The 20864-nt window shown below is 37.7% G+C and carries 17 protein-coding genes; 4 read left to right on the top strand and 13 right to left on the bottom strand.

Translation table 11 applies throughout. The features are described from left to right. Positions 1-168 precede the first annotated feature (168 nt). A complete protein-coding gene (locus DYR29_RS05000) occupies positions 169-1401 on the top strand; it encodes a YaiO family outer membrane beta-barrel protein (RefSeq protein ID WP_213279567.1) in 1233 nt (410 codons plus the stop codon). Here DYR29_RS05000 and DYR29_RS22970 read toward each other — a convergent pair. From DYR29_RS22970 to DYR29_RS04975, 5 genes are all read right to left on the bottom strand, one after another. Further along, positions 1398-4835 carry a sulfatase-like hydrolase/transferase gene (locus tag DYR29_RS22970; RefSeq protein WP_213279566.1) on the bottom strand — a complete coding sequence of 1146 codons (3438 nt, stop codon included), beginning with the start codon at positions 4833-4835 and terminating at the stop codon, positions 1398-1400. The two genes, DYR29_RS05000 and DYR29_RS22970, sit on opposite strands and share 4 nt — an antisense overlap. Further along, complete coding sequence (locus tag DYR29_RS04990) at positions 4829-5893, bottom strand: HEAT repeat domain-containing protein (RefSeq protein WP_213279565.1); 1065 nt, start codon at positions 5891-5893, stop codon at positions 4829-4831. Before DYR29_RS04990 ends, DYR29_RS22970 begins: the two co-directional genes overlap by 7 nt. 9 nt (positions 5894-5902) lie before the next feature. After that, a complete protein-coding gene (locus DYR29_RS04985; RefSeq protein ID WP_213279564.1) occupies positions 5903-6256 on the bottom strand; it encodes a response regulator transcription factor in 354 nt (117 codons plus the stop codon). Positions 6257-6269: 13 nt separating this feature from the next. Beyond that, a complete protein-coding gene (locus DYR29_RS04980) occupies positions 6270-10178 on the bottom strand; it encodes a response regulator (protein ID WP_213279563.1) in 3909 nt (1302 codons plus the stop codon). A gap of 350 nt (positions 10179-10528) precedes the next feature. After that, the gene (locus tag DYR29_RS04975; RefSeq protein ID WP_213279562.1) at positions 10529-11245 is read right to left on the bottom strand and encodes an aspartate/glutamate racemase family protein; all 717 of its coding nucleotides are present in this window, start codon (positions 11243-11245) and stop codon (positions 10529-10531) included. A gap of 86 nt (positions 11246-11331) precedes the next feature. Here DYR29_RS04975 and DYR29_RS04970 point away from each other — a divergent pair, with 86 nt between their 5' ends. Next, complete coding sequence (locus tag DYR29_RS04970) at positions 11332-12750, top strand: PLP-dependent aminotransferase family protein (protein WP_213279561.1); 1419 nt, start codon at positions 11332-11334, stop codon at positions 12748-12750. Between the two features lie 82 nt (positions 12751-12832). Here DYR29_RS04970 and DYR29_RS04965 read toward each other — a convergent pair whose 3' ends face one another. The 3 genes from DYR29_RS04965 to DYR29_RS04955 all read right to left on the bottom strand — a co-directional run bounded on the left by DYR29_RS04965 (position 12833) and on the right by DYR29_RS04955 (position 15853). Continuing rightward, on the bottom strand, positions 12833-14230 hold the full coding sequence (locus tag DYR29_RS04965) for an alkaline phosphatase (protein ID WP_213279560.1): 1398 nt from the start codon (positions 14228-14230) through the stop codon (positions 12833-12835). Between the two features lie 77 nt (positions 14231-14307). Then, positions 14308-15510: a GTP-binding protein gene (locus tag DYR29_RS04960; protein ID WP_213279559.1), complete on the bottom strand. Its 1203-nt coding sequence runs from the start codon at positions 15508-15510 to the stop codon at positions 14308-14310. A 4-nt stretch (positions 15511-15514) separates the two neighbouring features. Next, a complete protein-coding gene (locus DYR29_RS04955; RefSeq protein WP_213279558.1) occupies positions 15515-15853 on the bottom strand; it encodes a MerC domain-containing protein in 339 nt (112 codons plus the stop codon). 86 nt (positions 15854-15939) lie between these two features. Here DYR29_RS04955 and DYR29_RS04950 point away from each other — a divergent pair, with 86 nt between their 5' ends. After that, entirely contained in the window at positions 15940-16329 is a 390-nt protein-coding gene (locus DYR29_RS04950; protein ID WP_213279557.1) for a Fur family transcriptional regulator, read from the top strand. 72 nt (positions 16330-16401) lie between these two features. Here DYR29_RS04950 and DYR29_RS04945 read toward each other — a convergent pair whose 3' ends face one another. Together DYR29_RS04945 and DYR29_RS04940 are read right to left on the bottom strand one after the other, a co-directional pair. Then, positions 16402-16887: a hypothetical protein gene (locus tag DYR29_RS04945; protein WP_213279556.1), complete on the bottom strand. Its 486-nt coding sequence runs from the start codon at positions 16885-16887 to the stop codon at positions 16402-16404. Between the two features lie 337 nt (positions 16888-17224). Continuing rightward, positions 17225-18430 (bottom strand): hypothetical protein, encoded by a 1206-nt coding sequence (locus DYR29_RS04940; RefSeq protein ID WP_213279555.1) that lies wholly within the window; start codon positions 18428-18430, stop codon positions 17225-17227. Between the two features lie 218 nt (positions 18431-18648). On the opposite strand from DYR29_RS04940, the gene DYR29_RS04935 reads away from it, so the two are divergent. Further along, complete coding sequence (locus DYR29_RS04935) at positions 18649-19140, top strand: hypothetical protein (RefSeq protein WP_142016180.1); 492 nt, start codon at positions 18649-18651, stop codon at positions 19138-19140. A 59-nt stretch (positions 19141-19199) separates the two neighbouring features. On the opposite strand, the gene DYR29_RS04930 is transcribed toward DYR29_RS04935, so the two are convergent. From DYR29_RS04930 to DYR29_RS04920, 3 genes are read right to left on the bottom strand one after another with little or no spacing between them, the layout of a single operon-like run. Continuing rightward, positions 19200-19427, bottom strand: a complete 228-nt coding sequence (locus DYR29_RS04930; protein ID WP_047430305.1) for a hypothetical protein — start codon at positions 19425-19427, stop codon at positions 19200-19202. A gap of 10 nt (positions 19428-19437) precedes the next feature. Beyond that, positions 19438-19908 (bottom strand): NUDIX hydrolase, encoded by a 471-nt coding sequence (locus DYR29_RS04925; RefSeq protein WP_213279554.1) that lies wholly within the window; start codon positions 19906-19908, stop codon positions 19438-19440. A gap of 51 nt (positions 19909-19959) precedes the next feature. Beyond that, complete coding sequence (locus tag DYR29_RS04920; RefSeq protein ID WP_213279553.1) at positions 19960-20814, bottom strand: AraC family transcriptional regulator; 855 nt, start codon at positions 20812-20814, stop codon at positions 19960-19962. Between the last annotated feature and the right edge of the window lie 50 nt (positions 20815-20864).

Raw genomic sequence — 20864 nt, 5'->3', positions numbered from 1 at the left:
AGATTTTTTTAATTACGGCAATAATTATTCCATCATAACCGCTTTTTATGGGGTGTTTAATTGAAAAATAATCTAAAAAATATAAGTTTTGACGAATAATCTCTGGGCTGTGATGTAAAAGTTCAATATATTTGTGATACAAGAAGTTCATTAATAATTAAACTTTCAATGAAAAGATATTCAACCTTTTTATTTGCATTACTTTTTCCAATTACAATGTATAGTCAGCAGAATTTATCCGCTGATGAATTATTCGTTAAAGCCCGAAATGCTGCTTTTGAACAGAAAGACTATCCTGCATCTATTGCTCTGGCTAAAGAGGCATTGGAAAAAGCACCTAATTATACGGATATTTCAGTTTTCCTGGGAAGGTTGTATACCTGGAACAAAGATCTGGTTTCTGCAAGGGCTGTATTTGAAGAACTTGGTAAAAAAGAGGTTCAGGATGAAGATTATTTTCTGGCCTATGCTTCATTGGAATATTGGAATGATCAGAATACAAAAGCTATTGAAATCTTAGATAAAGGACTCTCCTATCATCCTAAATCCGAAACATTGTTATTGCTGAAAGCGAAAGTGTATTTTGGGATGGATAATTACGAGGAAGCAGATAAAGCTGTAACTACGCTTTTGACCATCAATCCTAAAAATACTGAAGCAAGGGCTCTCGCGGTAAGAATCAATGAACTTAATTCCAAAAATGCAGTAGGAATTGTATATAATTATTCTCATTTTGACAAGCAGTTTGATGACGACTGGCATATTGTGGGAGTAAGCTATAAAAGGATTACTCCTATTGGTTCTGTGATTCTTCGCGGAAATTATGCCAATAAATTTGCCCAGAGCGGCACACAGATTGAACTGGAGGCTTACCCAAGGCTTTCTAAAATGTTCTACCTGTATGTTGGCGGAGGATATTCTGATGATGTCGGCTTGTTTCCGAAGTACCGAACCGGAGTTTCCCTGAACGCCAATCTTCCCCATAGTTTTGAAGCAGAAATAGGTTACCGCCAGCTTTATTTCAACAGCAATATCTGGATGTATACCGCTGCCGTAGGAAAATATTATAAAAATTTCTGGTTTAATCTGCGTACTTATATCACTCCAGACAGCAAGAATATTTCACATTCTTATACGGGAACTGTAAGGTATTATACAAAAGGTGCCCAGGATTATTTTGCTTTTCAGATTGGAACCGGGATCAGTCCGGAAGAAAACCGAAACAACCTTCTGGAAAATGAAACCTTTAAGCTTAAAACGTTTAAAATAGGAGGTGAATACAATTTCTCCTACCATTCCAATCTGTTTTCTATAGGAACCATGTATTACAACCAGGAATACCGTCCGGGTGAAAAAGGGAATCAGTTTGACATTACATTAGGCTATACCAGAAAGTTTTAGAACTTTGATCTTACTTTTTTCTTAAAGTTGACCATTACCGAATCAGGCATCAGTTTTTTAGTAGAATAAAACTGAGAATTCATGCTTTTGTACTGGTTGAATCTGCTGTTGATCTTATTCAGGGCTGCGTTATCATTGGAGGCATCTTCTTCCATGTCTTTCAGGGTGAAAAGCTGTCCGTCATGAATATAATACTTTTCAGAAACAAAATCAATCAGCTGGTTTTTACTCTGCATCATTGGAATTCCGGTTTTGCTGATTTCGGAATCCGGAGAAAACCCTCTTCCTACCCATGTTACTGTAGAAGGTGTACTGAGCTTATAATTATTTCTGTAATAAGCCAAAATAGAAGGAGCAATATCAAAATGGCTTACAGTTTTATAGAAACGTTTTGATTCTTTCAATAAGGGTGAATAGATGATTAAAGGTACATGGAATCTGTCAATTTTAGACTCTAATGTGATCTCAGGCATACTGTGATCTCCCGTGATCACAAAAATGGTATTCTTGAAATCCGGACGTTTGCTGTAACTTTCAAAGAATCCTTTGATGGCATCATCGGCATTAAGAACCGAAATCAGCTGGTCTTTGTGTGCTGTGGCCCATTTTTTCTGTTCGGAAGTTAAAATACCTGAATTCAGTCTTTGATTGTACAGCTTTTCATAATAATCTTTATTGTTGATTAAAAAAGGATTATGCGTTGAAAGGGTAAGAATCATATTGAAATAGGGTCTATCCTGCGGCTTTTGCTGTTGTTGCATTTTACCAAAAACGGCCTGATCTTCATATCCCCAGCTTTCTCCATTATTGGCGGGAAGCTTACGGTAAGGACTGCTGAATGAGGGTTCATCTATGATATGATCTACCCCGCTATATTCAAGGAATTCACGGTAACGGTCAAAGGATGCATGACCACCATAATAAAAACCTGTTTCAAACCCGTTAGCTTTCAGGATATTATAAAGATTGAAGTTTTCCGGTGTTTTTTCAATTTCAAGGAATCCATTTTTTCCAAAAGGAAGCGATCCTGTGATTGATGGCAATGCTCCAAATGTTCTTCCTGCTGAGCTTAAAGCGCTTTCCCAATACAATGCTTTGCCGGACAAAGAATCCATGTAAGGGGTGAAGTTTCCGATATATCCTTTTGGTGAAGTATAAGCATGTCCGAAACCTTCCATGATAAGGAAAACAAGGTTGGGAACTTTCTCAGACCTGTTAAAATAAGATCCTAAAAAATCAGGGGTATTTTCTTTCCTCCAGAAAGGGAAATTTTTATTGAGCATTTCGGCATTGGCAGTGAAATCTTCATTTTTACTCAGTAATTCATTCAGTTCAGGATGATCACTGATGAAATTATCCTCATTGGATTTAAAGAAATATGCCCATTTACTTTTTGCGGCATTTTGGTTAAATTCATTCTCAGAGCTCAAGGTTTTGGATCCTAATATATCGGATGGAATGAAAAAAGCTGCTAACCCGAAAAAAAGTAATACAAGTCCCGGATAGATGGATTTTAAGGTTGTTTTACTGGCTATCCATATAGGAACAAAAGAGGCTGTTATTAAAATACCCAACAAGGCAAAGTTCTTAAAATTAAGCATTCCGCTTGCCTGTAAAATCTGCTTCATCTCTTCTTTGCTGTAGTACAAAAGGTCTGCCCCCAATACGTTGCGGGTTTCTGAGAAATACAGGAATAAAATATACTGGGTAACGGTTACAATAAGTAAAGCTACAGTCGTTAGGGTCTTTGCCCAGCCTTCTTTGATGAAATTAATAATCAGATAAGCAATTCCAACACAAAATGTGAACCTTAGGGCAAATAAAATATTCTCTGTGAAAAGATTCCCGACAATCGCGGGGGTATCAAATTTAGAAAAAGTATGCCGGTACCATAACCATTCTGCAGTTACTCCCATTAAAAATAATGCAAAGAAAACCAATGCGAGTATTCCCCATCTTTTAAGACCAGACTGAAGAATAGCAAGCATTCTTTCTTTAAAAGGTAAATGCTGTGTGCTTTGATTGAAGCCCTGTCTCGTCATTTCGCCCCATCCATGGGATTTTTTGAAATAATCTATAAACCCGCTTACTCCTGCTTTTACCACAATAGGATGGAAATAAAAAGGTTCCGAAAAAGCCGTTACAATAAGCGCCAGGAAATCTTTTCTTTTGGTATAAACCTGATGGCTTACAAGATCCACTAATATTGAATAAATAGAATAAAGAAATCCCATGGAGATCACAAGGGCAAACAGAACCGTAAAGAACGGCCAATTGATAATTCCCAGCAGTAAAAAAACAATAAAGATAATATACCCTGAAAACTCAACTAACGGACCCAGAAATTCAAAAAAGAACCAATAAGGAAGACTGATCATTCCTAATTTTCCGTATTTTGGATTGAACATCATTTTTCTGTGCTTCCACAGGGTTTCCATGGTTCCGCGCATCCATCTGTTACGTTGTTTTCTGAGAATATCTTTAGATTCGGGAACTTCTGTCCAGCATAAAGGATCCGGAATGGTAAGTACTTCATAAGGTTCATTTTTTTCTTCCATGTACTTTCTCATTCTTACTACCAGCTCCATGTCCTCTCCAACTGTGTTTTTATCATAGCCGCCACAAGCGAGTACTATTTTTCTGTCAAAAACTCCGAAAGCACCGGAGATAAGAATCAATCCTGATGCCCTTGACCACGCCATACGTCCGAGTACAAAAGCTCTGATGTATTCTAATGCCTGGGTTCTGCCCAAAAGCGTTTTCGGCATGTTGACACTTACTATTTTACCATTTTCTATCACGCAGTTATTGGCCAGACGAATGACTCCACCGCAGGCGATGAACTTTTTATCAGTCTGTTCCAGCATTGGTTTTGCGAGTTTCAGAATCGCATCTTGCTCCAGAATACAGTCTACATCAATACAAACCAGATATTCACCGGAAGAAATATTTACTCCCACATTCAGGGCATCTGCTTTTCCTCCGTTTTCTTTATCAACAACGATCAGCTTTTTAAAGGCTGGGTTTTTACTTTTATAAACACCTCTTACCGTATTGGTCTCTATTTTTCCCTGAATGAAGTAAGCTATGGATTCCAATTCATAAGCCTCAATAAGTTTTTGGATAGAATCATCCTTACTTCCGTCATTCACAATGATAATTTCCAGATTATGATAGTAAAGGGATAACAGGGAACGGACATTTTCCACAATGGTCATTCCCTCATTATAAGCCGGAGCAATAACACTGAATACCGGAGCATTGGGATTGGCCGCAATAATGCTGTAATCTGTAAATGTATTTTCTTTTTTATAACGAAGTACAGCTCCAAGTGCATAGATTCCTATCCAGCCATAGATAAGAGTTATTGCTGTTCCGTAAATCAGAAACACCCAGATAACAACTTCATAGATGATGTGTGAGAATTCTAACATACTTTTTCCTGTAATGCGTATTTAATGATTTGAATTAATTCATCTGATGAAGTCTCATTTTTAGATGTTTCTACAAGAAATTCCTGTTTTTCCAATGAGCATAGGGCTTCTGCTGCATAGACTTTTATTCCTGAATCAGTGTTATTTAACAATTGATCTTTCAGAAAATCTACAGAGCGTGGGTCTTTTGACTTCTTCATTACTTTAAGGATTTCTTTCTGCACTTCAAGAGGCTGCTGAGGATACACTTCCATGAGGTGGGCAACGGTTGATGAATTTTCAAGAGATAACAATGTCTGTACTGCCTGTACCCGAACATCAACAGAAGGGTGATCCAGCACATCAACAACTGTAGGATAAAGTGATAATACCTGAAATTTTCTTAACAGCTTAAGGGTAAAAATAACCACTGAATCGTTTGAACTTTCAACCCAGCTTTTAATACTATCACTGGAATTCTCAGGAATACTGGTGACTGAAATAAGCAGACGAAGCTGCTGCCATTCTGATATTTTTGTTGAAATACTGTTCAGGAAATGAAGCCCTTCAAATCCTTTAAAATGAACCATCGCATATTGTGCTTCCTGGTAAACCTGTGCTGAAGGATGCGTTAAAAATGTGGAAATCTTTGGCAGTGCTTCTTCTACATTCATTGCTGTAAGTTCCTGTATGCCTCCTGCAATTAAATGTATCTTTTTCTGATTCAGTTTTTTTAATGCTTCTTCCTGAAGACCATATTCCTGGAAAAGGTCTTTGAGTTTATGCTGTGCTGCCCCGGAAAATTTCTTCTCGGATTCTGCCAGCTTCTGAAGGAATAAATTTCTGAACAAAGAATTTCCGGATGCTGCCGAAAAATTATGATCTGCAGAGGTTTCTTCACCATATACAATCACTTCTGAGATTCTTTTATTGATCATTTCTGACCATCTGAAAGTATGGAGCGATTCTCTATACTGATAAAAGCTGTAAATGAGTACGGCTATGATCAGTAAGAGTACCAAGGAAAGCATTCCCATAAATACGAGAAAAAGAAAATGCACAGAAGTGGTGAGAAACATGGCTGAAGTTTATTTTGAAAATCTTTTTATTCTTAATATCAATTCATTGGGGCTGAATGGTTTGACAATAAAATCGGCAGCTCCGAGGTCAAAAGCATTCAGTACCACTTCTTCCTGCCCCATACTGGAAAGCATGATCACCGGGATCTGCTTGTCCATCGTTTTGATAGCTGAAAGTATTTCAATTCCGGAGGCAAAGGGCATCATGATATCTGTGATAGCCAGATCTACCTCTTTGGTTCTAAGGGTTTCGATCGCATCTTTACCATTGCGGGTAAGGATTACTTCGTGCCCTTCTTTTAATAATTTGTGCTCTATTGTTTTTAGAATCAGTTCGTCGTCTTCGGCGATTAGAATCAACATAGTTTTATTTTTTTTATTGTATTAAATTTTTAATTAATTGTAATCCTGTTGTTATTTCCTGGATCATTTCTTTTTCCATGGCGATAAAATCCATGTCGGGTTCTGCTTTATTTTCCCAGCTGGCTGCATTTTTTGTAAGCTTTACCAATCCTGCTGTTCCTGCTGTTCCTTTAAGCTTGTGAAGGATTAATTTCAGGATGGTACTGTCTTTTTCAGCTGTACTTTTTTTAATATCCTCTTCAGCTTGGGTAAGTTGCTGTATTACGAGATCCAAAAATACTTTTCTGAAGTCTTCATCATCATCGCCTATTTGTTCATTCAAAAGATTGATGTCAAGGTATTTTGTCTCATCCAGAACTTCTTCAGTGATCTTATGATTTTTACTCATGATGTATTTTTTCAGCATTTCCAGAAGATCGGCCTGTCGTAAAGGTTTAGGCAGAAAATCATTCATCCCGGAATTCATACATTTTTCTTTTTCACCCAATACATTTCCGGCTGTTACTCCAATAATCGGAACATCGGCATAGCTAGGCAGTAAACGGATCTGTTTTGTAGCTTCAATACCATCCATTACCGGCATCTGAACATCCATTAAAATGATATTGAATGTTTTTTCTTTGCACTGTTCCCAAGCCTGAAGGCCGTCCGTAGCTTCTGTGAGCTCCGCATCGGGAATCAGGGAACGCACCATTTTGTGGTTCAGGACCATATTTACAGGATTATCATCTACCAGTAAAACCTGAGGTGCCTGCATCAGTACTGAAGTTTCTGTTTCCGGCTGTGGAGTTTGACTGATTTCATTTTCTGTGAACTTTACGGCCTGTTTCAATGTTTTATACAACTCTTCAGATTTGATAGGTTTCAGCAGGAAGTAAGAATTGTTTTCCTGACGGAAGGAATTGATGACATCATGCTCTTCTGAAGAGGTATGAAGGATAACCAGAGGTGAAAGTTCATTTTGTTTGTTAAACATTTCCTTGATTTTTTCTATCGTTTCCAGCCCAGAAATGATCGGCATATGGTAATCCATAAGAATAACATCGAAACGTTCCCCTGCAAGAAGTATCTGAAGGGCTTCCATACCATTGGCAGCAAGCTTTGAATCTATATTTTTATAGGCAAGCATATGCTGAAGAATCACTCTGTTGGCTTCGTTATCATCAACAATAAGAACTCTGTTTATTTTCAGATCCTCATCTTCATGGCGTTCTGTCATTTCACAAGGAATCTGAATGTCAAAATAGAAAACAGAACCTTTATCAACCTCGCTTACCAAAGACAGGCTGCTTCCCATATATTTCAGAATATTGTTTGAGATGGTAAGTCCAAGTCCTGTTCCGCCATAACGTTTGCTGATAGAGCTGTTTTCCTGTGTGAAGGCATCAAAAATAAACTGCTGCTTCTCTTTAGGAATACCGATTCCGGTGTCCCGCACTGAAAATCTTAAGGTGATATCTTTATGGTCAAGCTTCAGCTTTTCTACTTTAAGTTCTATTTCTCCCTGTGCTGTAAACTTGACAGCATTTCCGAGGAGATTGATCAGAATCTGTTTCAGTCTGGATTCATCCACCCAGATGGTTTCCGGAAGTCCCGGCTCTATATTTAACAGTAATTCTATATTCTTTTTCTGCGACTGATAAAGGATCACGTTGATCACCTGGCTTACAATGTCATACACATTGGATTTCTCAATTAAAAGATCCATTTTTCCGGATTCTATTTTGGAAAAGTCAAGAATATCATTGATGATGCTTAGCAGGTTTTCTCCGGATTCATTAATATAATTGAGGTATTGGGTCTGTATCTCATTCAACGGCGTTTTTAGCAGAAGGTCAGAGAAGCCGATGACACCATTCAACGGAGTTCTGATCTCATGGCTCATATTGGCCAGAAATTCAGATTTTGCTTTATTGGCAATATCAGCCATTTTCTTGGCATTTTTAAGCTCTTTATTGATTCTTACTGATGCAGTAATATTTTGTGCAGAAACAATGATCCCACCTATTATATGAGTGGAAAGATACCATGGTGTAACTTCTATATTGTAATGCTGAATGACTTCTTTACCAGGAATTTCTATGGCCATGTCTTCATTTTTATAGGCAATTCCTGCCAGCGCATCCTGATATATCTTTATTCTTTCATCCGGGACATTAGGTGAAATTTTGAACATATTTTCGCCGATCAGCCTGATGTCATTCATCTGGAACTCATCTTTCCAGCTGGTGCTTACTGAAAGGTAGTTAAGCTCTTTGTCAAACATAGCCACTGTTGCGGGAACATAGGTAACGAATGACTGAAGCATTGCCTCTTTTTTGGCCAGCTCAAGGTAGATTTTTTTGAAATTATCAATATCCTGAATAATTCCATATACTCTGATACAAACCCCTTCTTCAAACTCAGGTATTCCTTTTACCCTTACCCAGATCATCACACCGTCATTACGGATAAGCTGTAACTCTTCATCGTAAGGAACACCTTCTTTTACAGCTCTTTCAAATAATAATTTCAGTTTTTCCCGGCTGTCTTCGCTATAGAAGCCCAGTGCATTTTCCAGGTCAGGCTGGAATGTTTTGTCTATTTTATGTATCTCTCTGGTAGACTGTGACCAGAATACGGTATTCTTTTTAAGATTCACTTCCCATCCTCCCACCTGGGCCACAGCACTTGTCTGTTCCAGCATTTTTTTTGTATGAACAAGATCTTTTTCCAGCGTCATTCTTTCGGTGACATTCAGTGCGGTACTTACTACATAAGGTTTTCCTTCTTTATTGATTTCCACCAGATTGTGGTACATCCAGATGACCTCTTCACCTCCTTTGGTTTTCAGGATCATGGTTCCGAAATCTTCCTGGTTTTTGTTGATTCTTTCCAGGTATTGTTCCAGCAGCGGCCAGTTTTTTTCAGGGACAAGATCTTTCAGGTTCAGTTCTTCCACTTCTTCTGCAGAATACTGCAGGGTTTCTCTTCCTTTTTCGTTTACGGCAATAATATTCCCTTCCATATCATGCATACTCATCAGGCCTATTGCATTTTCGAAGAAGCTTCTGAAACGGCGTTCAGAACTTTCAAGTTTGAGCTTTTCATCGATGCGCTGGGTAATATTGATCCCGAAACAGAAAATTTCAGAGTGCTTCTGATTTAATTTCAGATACCATTCTACAATAATAGTCTGTGTATCATCTATGTGTGTAGAAGTGGTAAATGTTACTTCTTCATCTGTAGTGGGCAGATTTTTGGTAAGTAATTGCAATTGAGAATTATGGCTGCCTAAAATATTTAGGAAATTCTGATCAATAACCTGAGACTTCTCCAATTGAAAAGCGCTTTCAAAAGCCGGATTGACGTCTTTTATAGAGAAATCCTTATCCAAAACACAGATCAGGTTGTTGGAAATACTGAAGGTCTGTTGAAAGTATTCAGCCTGAATATTTTTTCTTTTCCCCATCAGGACTTTTGTGATCGCCTCTCCTATTTTTTTCAGGGTTGAAATCTGATCGTCTGTAATCGTTTTAGGTTTATAATCGATAACGCAGATGGTTCCTAATACGAATCCTTCATCATCAATCAGGGGTACTCCTGCATAAAACCTGATTCCTCCTGCCAGAATAATTGCGTTGTCAGAAGATCTTTCATCTAATAAAGTATCATTGATAATTACAACGTCCCCACTTGCAATAGAATATTGGCATACCGTATTTTTCCGGTCTACAAAATCGAGGGCAAGTCCTACACAACTTTGGATGGTCTGGGTTTCGCTTTCCATCATTGCAATAAGTGATGCGGGACAATCGGTCACCAGGCATGCCGTCTCTGCAAAAATGTCTAACTGGGGATCTTTTTCAAGGTTTAAAAGATCAAAAAACTCCAGTTTCCTCATTCGGGCTTCTTCATTCGCAGGAATTGGATATTTCTTCATATGTTATTTCAATGATTAGAGATTTTTCTTTTTTGATTATTAAAAAATGATAATCAGAGCCTTAAAGTTTATATTTTAAACATTTTTAGGTACTTTAAATTATTATTTTAATAAGTAAAGCAAAATACGAAATAATTTCGTAATCCATTGTAGTAAATTTGACAATAAAGGTATATCTCTGTTTATTTCAAATGAATTGAAGTGAATTCAGGATTTTGAAGGAAGTAATGGGGATTATGAAAAGAAAAAGTACCATATGTGATGATAGGGTACTTATGTTTGAAACCGTTAAATAAATTTATTGTGGGTTTCTTTTAAATTGAACTGTATTTATATTGTATTTGAGTGTTTTATGAATTAACAGTGATGTTTTGATTGGAAACGGCAAATGCTACGGCAGCATCTACATGAATCTGGATAGTATCAAATACCGGAACAGCAACATCTTCCTGCTTAATCAGAAGCGGAATTTCTGTGCAGCCTAAAATAATTCCCTCTGCTCCACGGTCTATAAGCTCCTGAATAATCTTCAGGTATTTTTTTTTAGTTTCAGGATTAATAATTCCTCTGCTTAGCTCATTTCTTAAAATATCCTCGATATAATCTCTGTCTTCACTTCTCTCAGGGATCAGAGGTTCCAGGCCGCCTTCTATCAGTTTATCCTTATAAAAATCCAGCTCCATTGTATAACTGGTTCCTAATAAACCGATTTTCTTTAATCCTTTCCGTTTTACCGCATTGGCTGTAGCCGTTGTAATATGAATGAGCGGTAATCCTATCTGTTCCTCAATCCTGTCTGCAACAATATGTGCTGTATTGGCACAAAGCACAATAGCTTCTGCTCCGGATTTTTTTAAATTTTCGGCAGCATTATACAGAAGTTCAAAAGTTGCATCCCAGTCATACTCTGCATTAAATTGCTGAAAATGGTTAAAGTTGACAGAATAAATAATACATTCCGCAAAATTCAATCCACCTAATTGCTGATTAATTACTTCATTCAGAAGACGGTAGTAGTCTAAAGTTGAAGCCCAGCTGATACCTCCTACCAATCCTAATTTTTTCATATTCTTCTTATTTTTTTTGTTCAGTAAAAGTAGATATCTTTGCTGTATTGTAACAGATACAAAAAATGAATATATTATTGTAACAGATGAAGGATTTTCAATACATAGCATTGGCAGATAAGTTCGAGCTTTCCATTAATAACGGAACGTATCCGGTTGGAGCCAAGCTGCCATCATTACGCAGTGTCCGGCAGCAGTTTAAAATAAGTGTTGGGACTATTCTGAAAGCTTTCACTCTATTGGAAGATAAGGGGCTAGTGGCAGGAAAAGAAAGGTCAGGGTTTGTTGTGCTCCGTACCTCAGTTTCTTCTGCAAATCTGCCAAAACAGGCGGAAAACAATACGCTTGCTCAAAAAATAGCGATCGGGAAAGTGTTACAGGAAGTATCATTTCCGGATTCAGAAAACAAATCTTATGTTTCATTTTTCAATGCTGTTTTACATCCGGACCTTCTGCCTTTTAATGCTTTACGGAGAAGTTTGCAGCAGGCTTCCAGAGATTTAACAGGCCAGCATTTACAGTATGAACCTGCAGCAGGAAATAGTCAGTTGAGAACCGAAATTGCCCGCAGGTCTTTCCTTTGGCAGGGTAATCTTTCAGCTGATGATGTGATTGTCACCAATGGTGCATTGGAAGCTGTCAGTTTATGTCTGCGTGCTGTAACAAAAGCAGGTGATACTGTACTTGTGCAGTCTCCCTTCTACCATGGTATCTTGCAGACAATAGAAAGCCTTGATCTCAAAGTCATTGAATTCTCCGGTTGTCCTTTGACCGGAATTAATATTCAGGAATTGGAAGAAATCTGCAGCACACAAAAGATTTCAGCATGTCTGTTACTTTCAAATTTTAATAATCCAAATGGTATTTCTTTAAATAATGAAAAGAAATCAGCAATAGCCGCTTTTGCTGCAAGAATGCATGTTCCGGTCATAGAAGATGATATTTATGGGGATTTACATTTTCAGTCACAACGCCCAACCACTATAAAAAGTTATGATGAGCATGGCTGGGTGATGCTTTGCTCCTCTTTTTCCAAATCGGCTGCGCCTGGTTACAGAATCGGCTGGTGTGCTGCAGGACGGTTTTCAGAACAGGTGGTCAGATTGAAAGCTGTTACTAATGTTGCTACGGCAAGTATAGTACAGTCTTCTTTATTGCAGTTACTGAAAACAGGAGCCTATGACCGTCATCTTCGCAAGCTTCGGCCTGAACTGCATAGACTGATGCTATTGACAATTCAGGCGATAGAAAAATATTTTCCATCTGATATCCGGATGAGCCGGCCCGAAGGAGGTCTGGTAGTATGGATAGAGCTGCCTGCCCATATTGATGCATTTGAGCTTCAGAAAAAAGCCCTTGATCAGTTTGTAAATTTTGCCCCGGGGCCGCTGTTTTCCAATAATAGAGATTATAGAAATTACATCCGGATCAGCTGTAATAATGTTTGGAATGATAAAGTAGAAAAAGCTTTGAAAAGACTAGGCAGTATTATAAAAAGCATGTAAATAAATAACAAAAAAACAAGGCGGACACAATCAATCCGCCTTGCACTCTCCCAAATAATTAAATATGAAAAAATATGAATGTCTATATCAAACAGGCTTTCAGCATCAGATCATGCAGATCTGTATTTTTAGTAAAAGGCTGTAAAAGTTCATTTCCGGGACCATAAGCCGCTACTTCCACATAATCTCCGGAATGATCCATGCTGATCCATCCTACAGAATTCCTGCTTTTCTGAATTTCCGAATAAAGCTTGAAAGGCAGTTTTTTATAATTATAGAGCCCTTCTTCCTCTTTCTCCAATCCGTTGTAAAAACTCAGAAGATGTTTGGCTTCATCATCATTCAGAATGATTTTATTGCCTTCATAGATCCAGTCTTTGATATCTTTAACTGAATAGTCCTTCTGAATCTTGTTCAGAATATATTCGTTGGTATACTTATAGTCTGATATGCTGTTAAAGTTCCTGGTGGCATCAGTTCCGTAAATTGTTCCGGGATTGGCATTTCCATGATCTGTAGTGATGATGACTAATGTGTTTCCGTCTTTTTCGGCAAAATCCATTACCGTTTTTACAGCTTCATCAAATGCCAGCTGATCGTGAATGAGTGCCGCTACATCATTGGCATGCGCAGACCAGTCTACTTTTCCGGCTTCTACCTGAAGTACAAAACCACCGGAATGATCTTTCATCTGATCAATAGCGGTCTTTGCCATTTCAGCAAGAGTTGGTGTATTTTTAAATTCCGGAAGATAGGTTCTGTCAATGCTGTACGGCAATGCTCCTGTGCTGAATATTCCTAATAACTTCTCTCCTTTTTTGATTTCTTTCAGGTCGTTTTGTGTTTTTAGAATCCGGTATCCTTTTTTGCTGTACAGGGAATAGACATCTTTCTTGTCTTCTCTTTTGGCAGGATTGAAAAATTCGTCTCCGCCTCCCAGCAGTACATCCAGTTCCAGTTCGGCATACATTTCAGCAATTTGGGGTTCTGCATTTCTTTTTGAAGAATTTACACAGAATCCTGCAGGAGTGGCATGGGTAATGGTAACGGTTGTCACGCAGCCTGCTTTCTTTCCTGCTTTTTTATATTGCTGCCATATGGGAAGATGCTTTTCTCCGTTGGGCCCCATGTTCAGGGTTCCGTTTTTAACACGTATTCCGCCTCCGAAGGCTGAACTTGCCGCAGCAGAATCTGTAACGATAGAACTTGCTGAAGCAGTGTCCATCAAGGCACGGGTTACTTTTTTGTCGTGATACAGATTAAGCCAGTTACTCCCCTTTCCTAAAATATTCCGGGAATACAGGTCTGCCATTGAAAGCGTTCCGAGACTCATCCCATCACTTACCATAAAGATGATGTTCTTTGCTTTTCCTGCCTGGGGATTTTCATTCGTTTTCCCGAAGCTCCAGAGATCAGACGGTGATAAGGTCAATAACCCTGAAAGTAATGCTGAACCTTTTAGAAATTTTCTTCTGTCCATATTGTTTAGAAATAATGTGGTAAGTTATTGCATTTAATTTTTTATCGAAACCAAGTTGCATTAATTAAAGGTTAATTTTAAATATTCTTTGGAAAAGGGTCTTCAAAAGGTGTTTTTTGTTCAAGCAATTCTTTTTCCTGTTCACTAATAAGACAATGCTGAAGATCTGATATCATTTGATCTTTATCCAGGTTCTGTCCGATGAATACAAGCTCATTGATCCTGTCGCCCCAGTTTTTGTCCCATCTGCTTTCTATAAATTCCTGATTTTCTGTAAATGAAGAATATTGTACCCTTTGGTTCATAGGCATACTACCCCACCATACCCCTGCCTTTTCAAGTCGGAAAGAGCCGCCAGCCTGTGAAAAGTTCAAAGCATCACTCGGTCTTGAAGCCAGCCAGAACAAACCTTTTGCTCTTATTGTTCCTTCCGGATAATGATGATTCAGGTATTCCCAGAGTCTTACAGGGTGAAAGGGTTTTTTATCCCTGAACACCATTGAGCTTATTCCATATTCTTCAGTTTCCGGGGTGTGATGATCAGATTGTAATTCTTTTTGCCAGCCGGCTGAAGATTGCGCTTTATCAAAGTCAAAAAGCCGGGTGTTTAAAATCTGCTGAGGTTCAACTTTTCCAAATTCGGAATGCAGGATAACAGCATCAGGGTTTAATTTTTTAATAGCAGCTTTTAAAAAGCCAAGTGTTTCAGCATCTATAAGATCTGTTTTGTTTAAGATAATAACGTTTGCAAACTCAATCTGGTCAGTAAGAAGGTTTACAATTGTTCTATAATCTCCTTCCATATCGGTGAGATCACGATCCATCAGCAATTCATTGGATCCGAAGTCTTTCATAAAATTAAAACAATCCACCACAGTTACCATTGTATCTACATAGCTGAAGCGGGAAAGGTCTATTCCACTCTCTTCATCAATATAGGTAAAGGTCTGGGCAACCGGAATGGGCTCACTGATTCCCGTACTTTCTATCAATAAGTAATCAAACCGATTTTCGTGGGCAAGACGTTCTACTTCTACTATCAGATCTTCACGGAGTGTGCAGCAGATGCATCCGTTACTCATTTCTACCAGTTTTTCCTCCGTTCTCGAAAGGGTATTTTGATTTTCAACAAGGCGGGCATCAATATTAACTTCACTCATATCATTTACAATGACAGCTACTTTCAAGCCTTGTTTGTTGTGCAGAATATGATTAAGCAATGTGGTTTTTCCAGCTCCCAAAAAACCGCTGAGTACTGTTACAGGAAGTTTCTTCGTCATGTATTTAATGTTTATGATTTTTAAAATTGATTATATGACCAGTGATTAAGCCTGCAGTTCCAACATAGATCAGAGGAAGATGAATCTCAAATATCAGATCTGTGAGTACAGAAATAAAAATGAGGGAAACAGATATCCAGAATAAAAGTTTCAGCCATCGTTTGGTTATTTTTTTGGTAACCCTGAACACGAAAACGGTACCGATGCACAGGAAGGCTAAATCGATATAAGGATTATGGGATATGCCCAAAGGGACAATCAGTAATAACGGAAAGACTATACAATGAATCAGGCACAAAACAGCAGCGGAGATTCCTACAGCATCAAGAATTTTTGACTTCATAATAGTATGGATTAGTTTTCTTATTGTAACTTTGTTGCAAAAGTATAGATAAAAATTTAAATAACGCAACTTTGTTGCATTAAAATATGAAACAGGTCAGAAATACACATGCAAAAACTGAAATTTTAAATCTTATCAATGATTCAGATATAGCCCTTACCCACTCTGATATTCAGAAGAAATTGGGTGATCTATGCAATAGAGTAACCATCTACAGAGTGTTGGAAAGGCTTGAAAACGAAGGTGCTATCCACAAGATCGTCAATATTGACGGCGTGGTGAATTTTGCGAAGTGCAGCGGGAAATGTAGTCATGAAGAGCATTTTCATAATCATGTTCATTTCAACTGCAAAGAATGTCATTCTGTGACGTGTATTGAAAACGCAATCCCGGAAATCAGTTTGCCGGAACATTTTATCGCGCAGGAATATAATTTTATTATCAGCGGCATCTGCCCGAAATGTGCTGATGCCTAGTTGTTCTATAATAACACAGGCAGATTCGCTAATTTGCAAATCTGCCTGTGTTATATCATAATAAAATCTCTGCTATAAAGAAGAGATATAGACTTCTATTTTGGTACCATCATAATTGAAAGTGCCGTCAGAATTTTTTTTGCCTAATACCCATTTCATATCTACAGGTACAGACCATGCAGAGCCTAATGAAAATCCGTTAACGGATCTTATTTCATTTCCTTTTCCTGTTGTAACAGCTGAATGAAAGAAGGTTTTATCAATAAGTCTGTAAAAACCAATCGCTTTTCCTGCAGGAATAGGTGAATATCCATCCCATTTTTCTCCCGCAGGATAATTGAATAGAGTTAACCATTTTTGTCCGGCTGATTCTGCCAGCTGAGCAGGACTTATGGAGGCACCCCGCATATATAAAGCATAGGCAACCACATCATGACATACTCCACTGTTGTATTTCGAGATATTCTCTGCTCCTGAGAGAATAGCATGAGCAACGGGTGCTCTTTCGGATAAGGATAGCTGAGCCTTCCTGGCTCCTTCCGGTGTAATAAATGACATATAATATTTTGTTTGGTAGCGTAAAGATACAGCTTTAAAATTTAATCACTTATGTTGGAAAATATTTAAAGTTTTGGTTGAAGCCGTTTATAGGGTTATTAATCAATAAGCGGGTTAAAACCCGCCTCTATTGATACATAAACCTGGTACTATATCTGAGAATGGGATGAATATTTAATAGGACGGGCTTTAGCCCGTTCTAACAATTGCATACAGATAGTTCGGCTTCAGCCGAAACTTAATATCGTATGGGTTTGGCTGAAGCCTTTGGAATGGCAGATAATAAAATAAGCGGGTTAAAACCCGCTTATTTTGATCAATATGGTTAATAGTTCATTTAACAATAGTACATGCATTCGTAGCTGAAAAGCTTTCCATCTTTAAAAGTGAAAATAAGAAGTCCGGCATCACCATTCTGAATGTGATATTCATGTGGGGAAGAAATCCATCGAGCAGAAAGCATATCACCAAAACGGGTCACAAAATTCTTTTCATCATAATTGGAATCCATACGTTCATTTCCTAACACTACAGTTTCACCATTACTGAAGGACATTTTGTAGATACTTCCGGAAACTTTTCCTTTATATTCTTCAAAAGCAATAATGATATTGGGTGTTCTGTAAAAATATTGAGGTTCCCAGCCACATTCCGGCACATTAGGAATATCCTTCACTTTCTGCATCTCCAGCTGTTTCATCTGTACATCCGTAATTTTTCCGTCAAAAAGGGCGGTTTCCTTCCATATAAAATGCAGATTCAAAGCTTTTAATTTTTTTTCATAGGCTTCTGTTTCTGGTTTTTTCGCGAATTGATCTGCCAACAGAAGTTCAAAGTCGATATCTATCTTTGGATTTTCTACGCCGGTATTAGATTCTTTCCAATATTGTAAGGCCTGTTTAAGGTTTTTATCCTCAATCCATGCCAATTCACGTAATCTTCCAACCTGGGCCAGTTCTTTTTCCCTGTCTTTGCCCTTTGCTGCCAGATAGTCTTTTAGTACTTTTTCATAGGTAAGTTCAGCACCCAGATATTTCATTTGGATATATTCGGGATTTTCGTGGAAATGATCTCCCATATAGATCCAGCCGTCCTGATATAAAGGGACATAATCAATACAGACCAATTCATTTAAGGCGGCTCTTCTTACCGGCATACTTTCTGTTGTGGGAGCTTTTCGTACGCGTAATTCCGATACCTGTACATAGAAATGCGGACATTGGAATCCTTGTGATCCTCTGTTGAAATATTGGGCCGGCTCTCCGGCAGATTTATTACCACGCATGTTTTTTTGTAAAGGCTGACGGTCTATAAAACCAAGATCCCCATTGCTTACCTGCACTTTGTATTGTGTTCGGGTAGAATCGAGAAGATAAACGAGTGCTTCGGTAGAAAATATTCCCAGAATATCTTTCTTATTTTCCTGATCACGAAAGAGATGTCCCCATTCCGAAGTATAAACCGGGTGCTGGCCGGGATTCTGAGCCATAATATTGTAAAAGCAACATTGAATGATGCTGGCTCCTAATAGTATCTTTTTCAACATTTAATAATTTGTAAAAGGTGTAAATCCTCAGTTTTTATAGATGGATTGGTTATTGTTTTAGAGTTATTTTCCTCAAAATTACTGAAAAATAAAAGGTTTTCCTACTCTTATTGTTATTCAGAATCGGTATAAATTCCATGCTATTCATCACCTCCCATTGGGTAAAGTAAATAAAAATACTATTTTTATCGGCCAAAAAAAGTAAAGACTAATTTATGCCGACTGATGCTTCTCATAAGCTGATTCCGATGACCACTTTCGTGCTGGAATATTATTCACATGAAGGATATGCCGATCTTCAGATTTTGAATCTGATGAATAATTATGCCAATTTTTTAAAGAAGCGTTTGACTCTTGGAATGTTTGTTCCCTTAGATCGTGAAGGAAATATTCTGAAAGAACCAAAGAATTATACTGCATGGAAATCTCTGAATCATAATGACGGGAAAAGAACGGATGTTGCAGGATTTGAAGAATACGCAGAATACCAGAAGGCAGAGCAGAACTGTATGTTCGAAGGTTTTCAAGTTGACTATAACGGATATTCAAAAGTTCGTATTACAGCTGCCTATGATGCTTCGATAGAGCTTTCTTTCAATAAAAATGATCTGCTTCCTTCAGGATTTAATGATGTAGAGTCACTTACGGTATTTGATGATATATTCTTGACATCCAGTGCGTTAAAAGCGATCGGAATAATAAGGTAAAACTTTAGATATAATAAAAAACGTTTATCACCTGATAAACGTTTTATTTTTTTGATATACTATCTTACACATTCTCCTGAATGGCAGTGATAGCCTGAAGGACACAGTCCGTTAATACAAGGGCCTGCTGCATCAGGATAACATCTTTCATCTGCACGGCAGTGGGAATGAGGAGGACACAGGGAAAGTAGGTTTCCAAGGCAAACGCCTACAGGAAGAGGGAGATTAAGTTCAATACCGATTTCTCCAATGATGTTTTTCAATGTTCTTCTGTTTAATTTTTTCATGGTCTTTGTTTTAAGGTGTTATTGATTTTTTTATGATACTTTCAAGCTCTGTGATAAAATCTTTTTGTGCCGTGTTTATGCGTTTCTGTGCTTCTTCTGAAGAAAACCATTCCCATTGATCTACTTCCGGGACTTCCAATATTTTACCGGATTTGGGTGGCCACTCTAAGGGGAAAGTATTGCTGTAAAGGTCTGCGATTTCAAGATCATTTTCTAAAGCCCAGGCATAAACGGTTTTTCCTCCTTTCTGTTTAATGGGTGATAATTCGATAAACTTCCCATCTATTGTTTTACCGGTTTCTTCTTTAAATTCTTTCAAAGCACGCTCCAATAAATCTTCATCAGGAAAAACTTCTCCTTTAGGAATAGACCACGCTCCCAGGTCTTTATTTTTCAAGAAAGGACCGCCGGGATGTATCAGAAAGTAATACAGACTGTCTTTTTCCTTTTTAAACAGTAAAATCCCTGCGCTTATTTTCATAGACTTAAAGATTTGATTATTAAAGGTATGAAAAATATATAAACCTCATGATCAATAAGATAAACCTTTCTTTTTAAACTCAGAAGGAGACATTTCTTTATAGGTTTTGAATATTTTATTGAAATGACTGGCATCATTAAACCCCAGCTTGTCAGCAATTTCACTGATATTATAATGACTCTGAAGTAAAAGCTTTTCAGCCGTTTTTATTTTATGCTGCATGATGTGCTGCTGTATGGAGAAACCTGTCTGCTTTTTGATATAAATGCTGATATAATTGGGAGAAAGCATAAACTCTTTGGCCAGATTTTCAATTTTCATTTTATCTGGATCTAAAGCATTGATGTTGATATAATACAATATTCTTTCAATTCTGCTTAAGTTTTGAGTAAGCCAGTTTTTAGCCGTGATATTGCTCATCGTGTTCCGGATCAGAATCGTAATAATGGCGGAAAACAGATCTGAGCTTATCTCGTTATTATAAGTGTTTTTATGACTGAACTCGTACAGAAGAATCCGGGCCAGCTGCAACAGATGTTCCCTGTCCGTTTTACATTGGATCACCGATTTGTATACAAAAGAATGGTCTTCCATCAGAAGCTGGACCACTTTTTTCAGCTCATTCTTCTTGTTGGAGAGCAGATTTTCCCAGATGTATTGTTCTGTAAATTTTATATAAATGAACCGTGTTTTGTTAGTAATAGAAAACTCATGACCGTCGCTGGGCCGCAGGAGAAAAACATCTCCTTTTTGGTAGGGGAAAGTAATATTGTTGAGGTGGTGAAATCCTTTTCCCTTTTCTATGATAATCAGTTCATAAAAGTTATGATTGTGATACTCAACGTCCCAGTTTTCTTTTTCGATGCTGAAAACATTAAAAGAATTGAAATTAACGATTCGTTTCATGAAAAATGGATTTTTACAAATTTACCATTAATTTTTACAACACACTATGA

It is taken from the genome of Chryseobacterium indologenes (genome assembly GCF_018362995.1).
Lineage (GTDB): Bacteria > Bacteroidota > Bacteroidia > Flavobacteriales > Weeksellaceae > Chryseobacterium > Chryseobacterium indologenes_G.
This window is presented reverse-complemented; position numbering and strand designations above follow the sequence as displayed.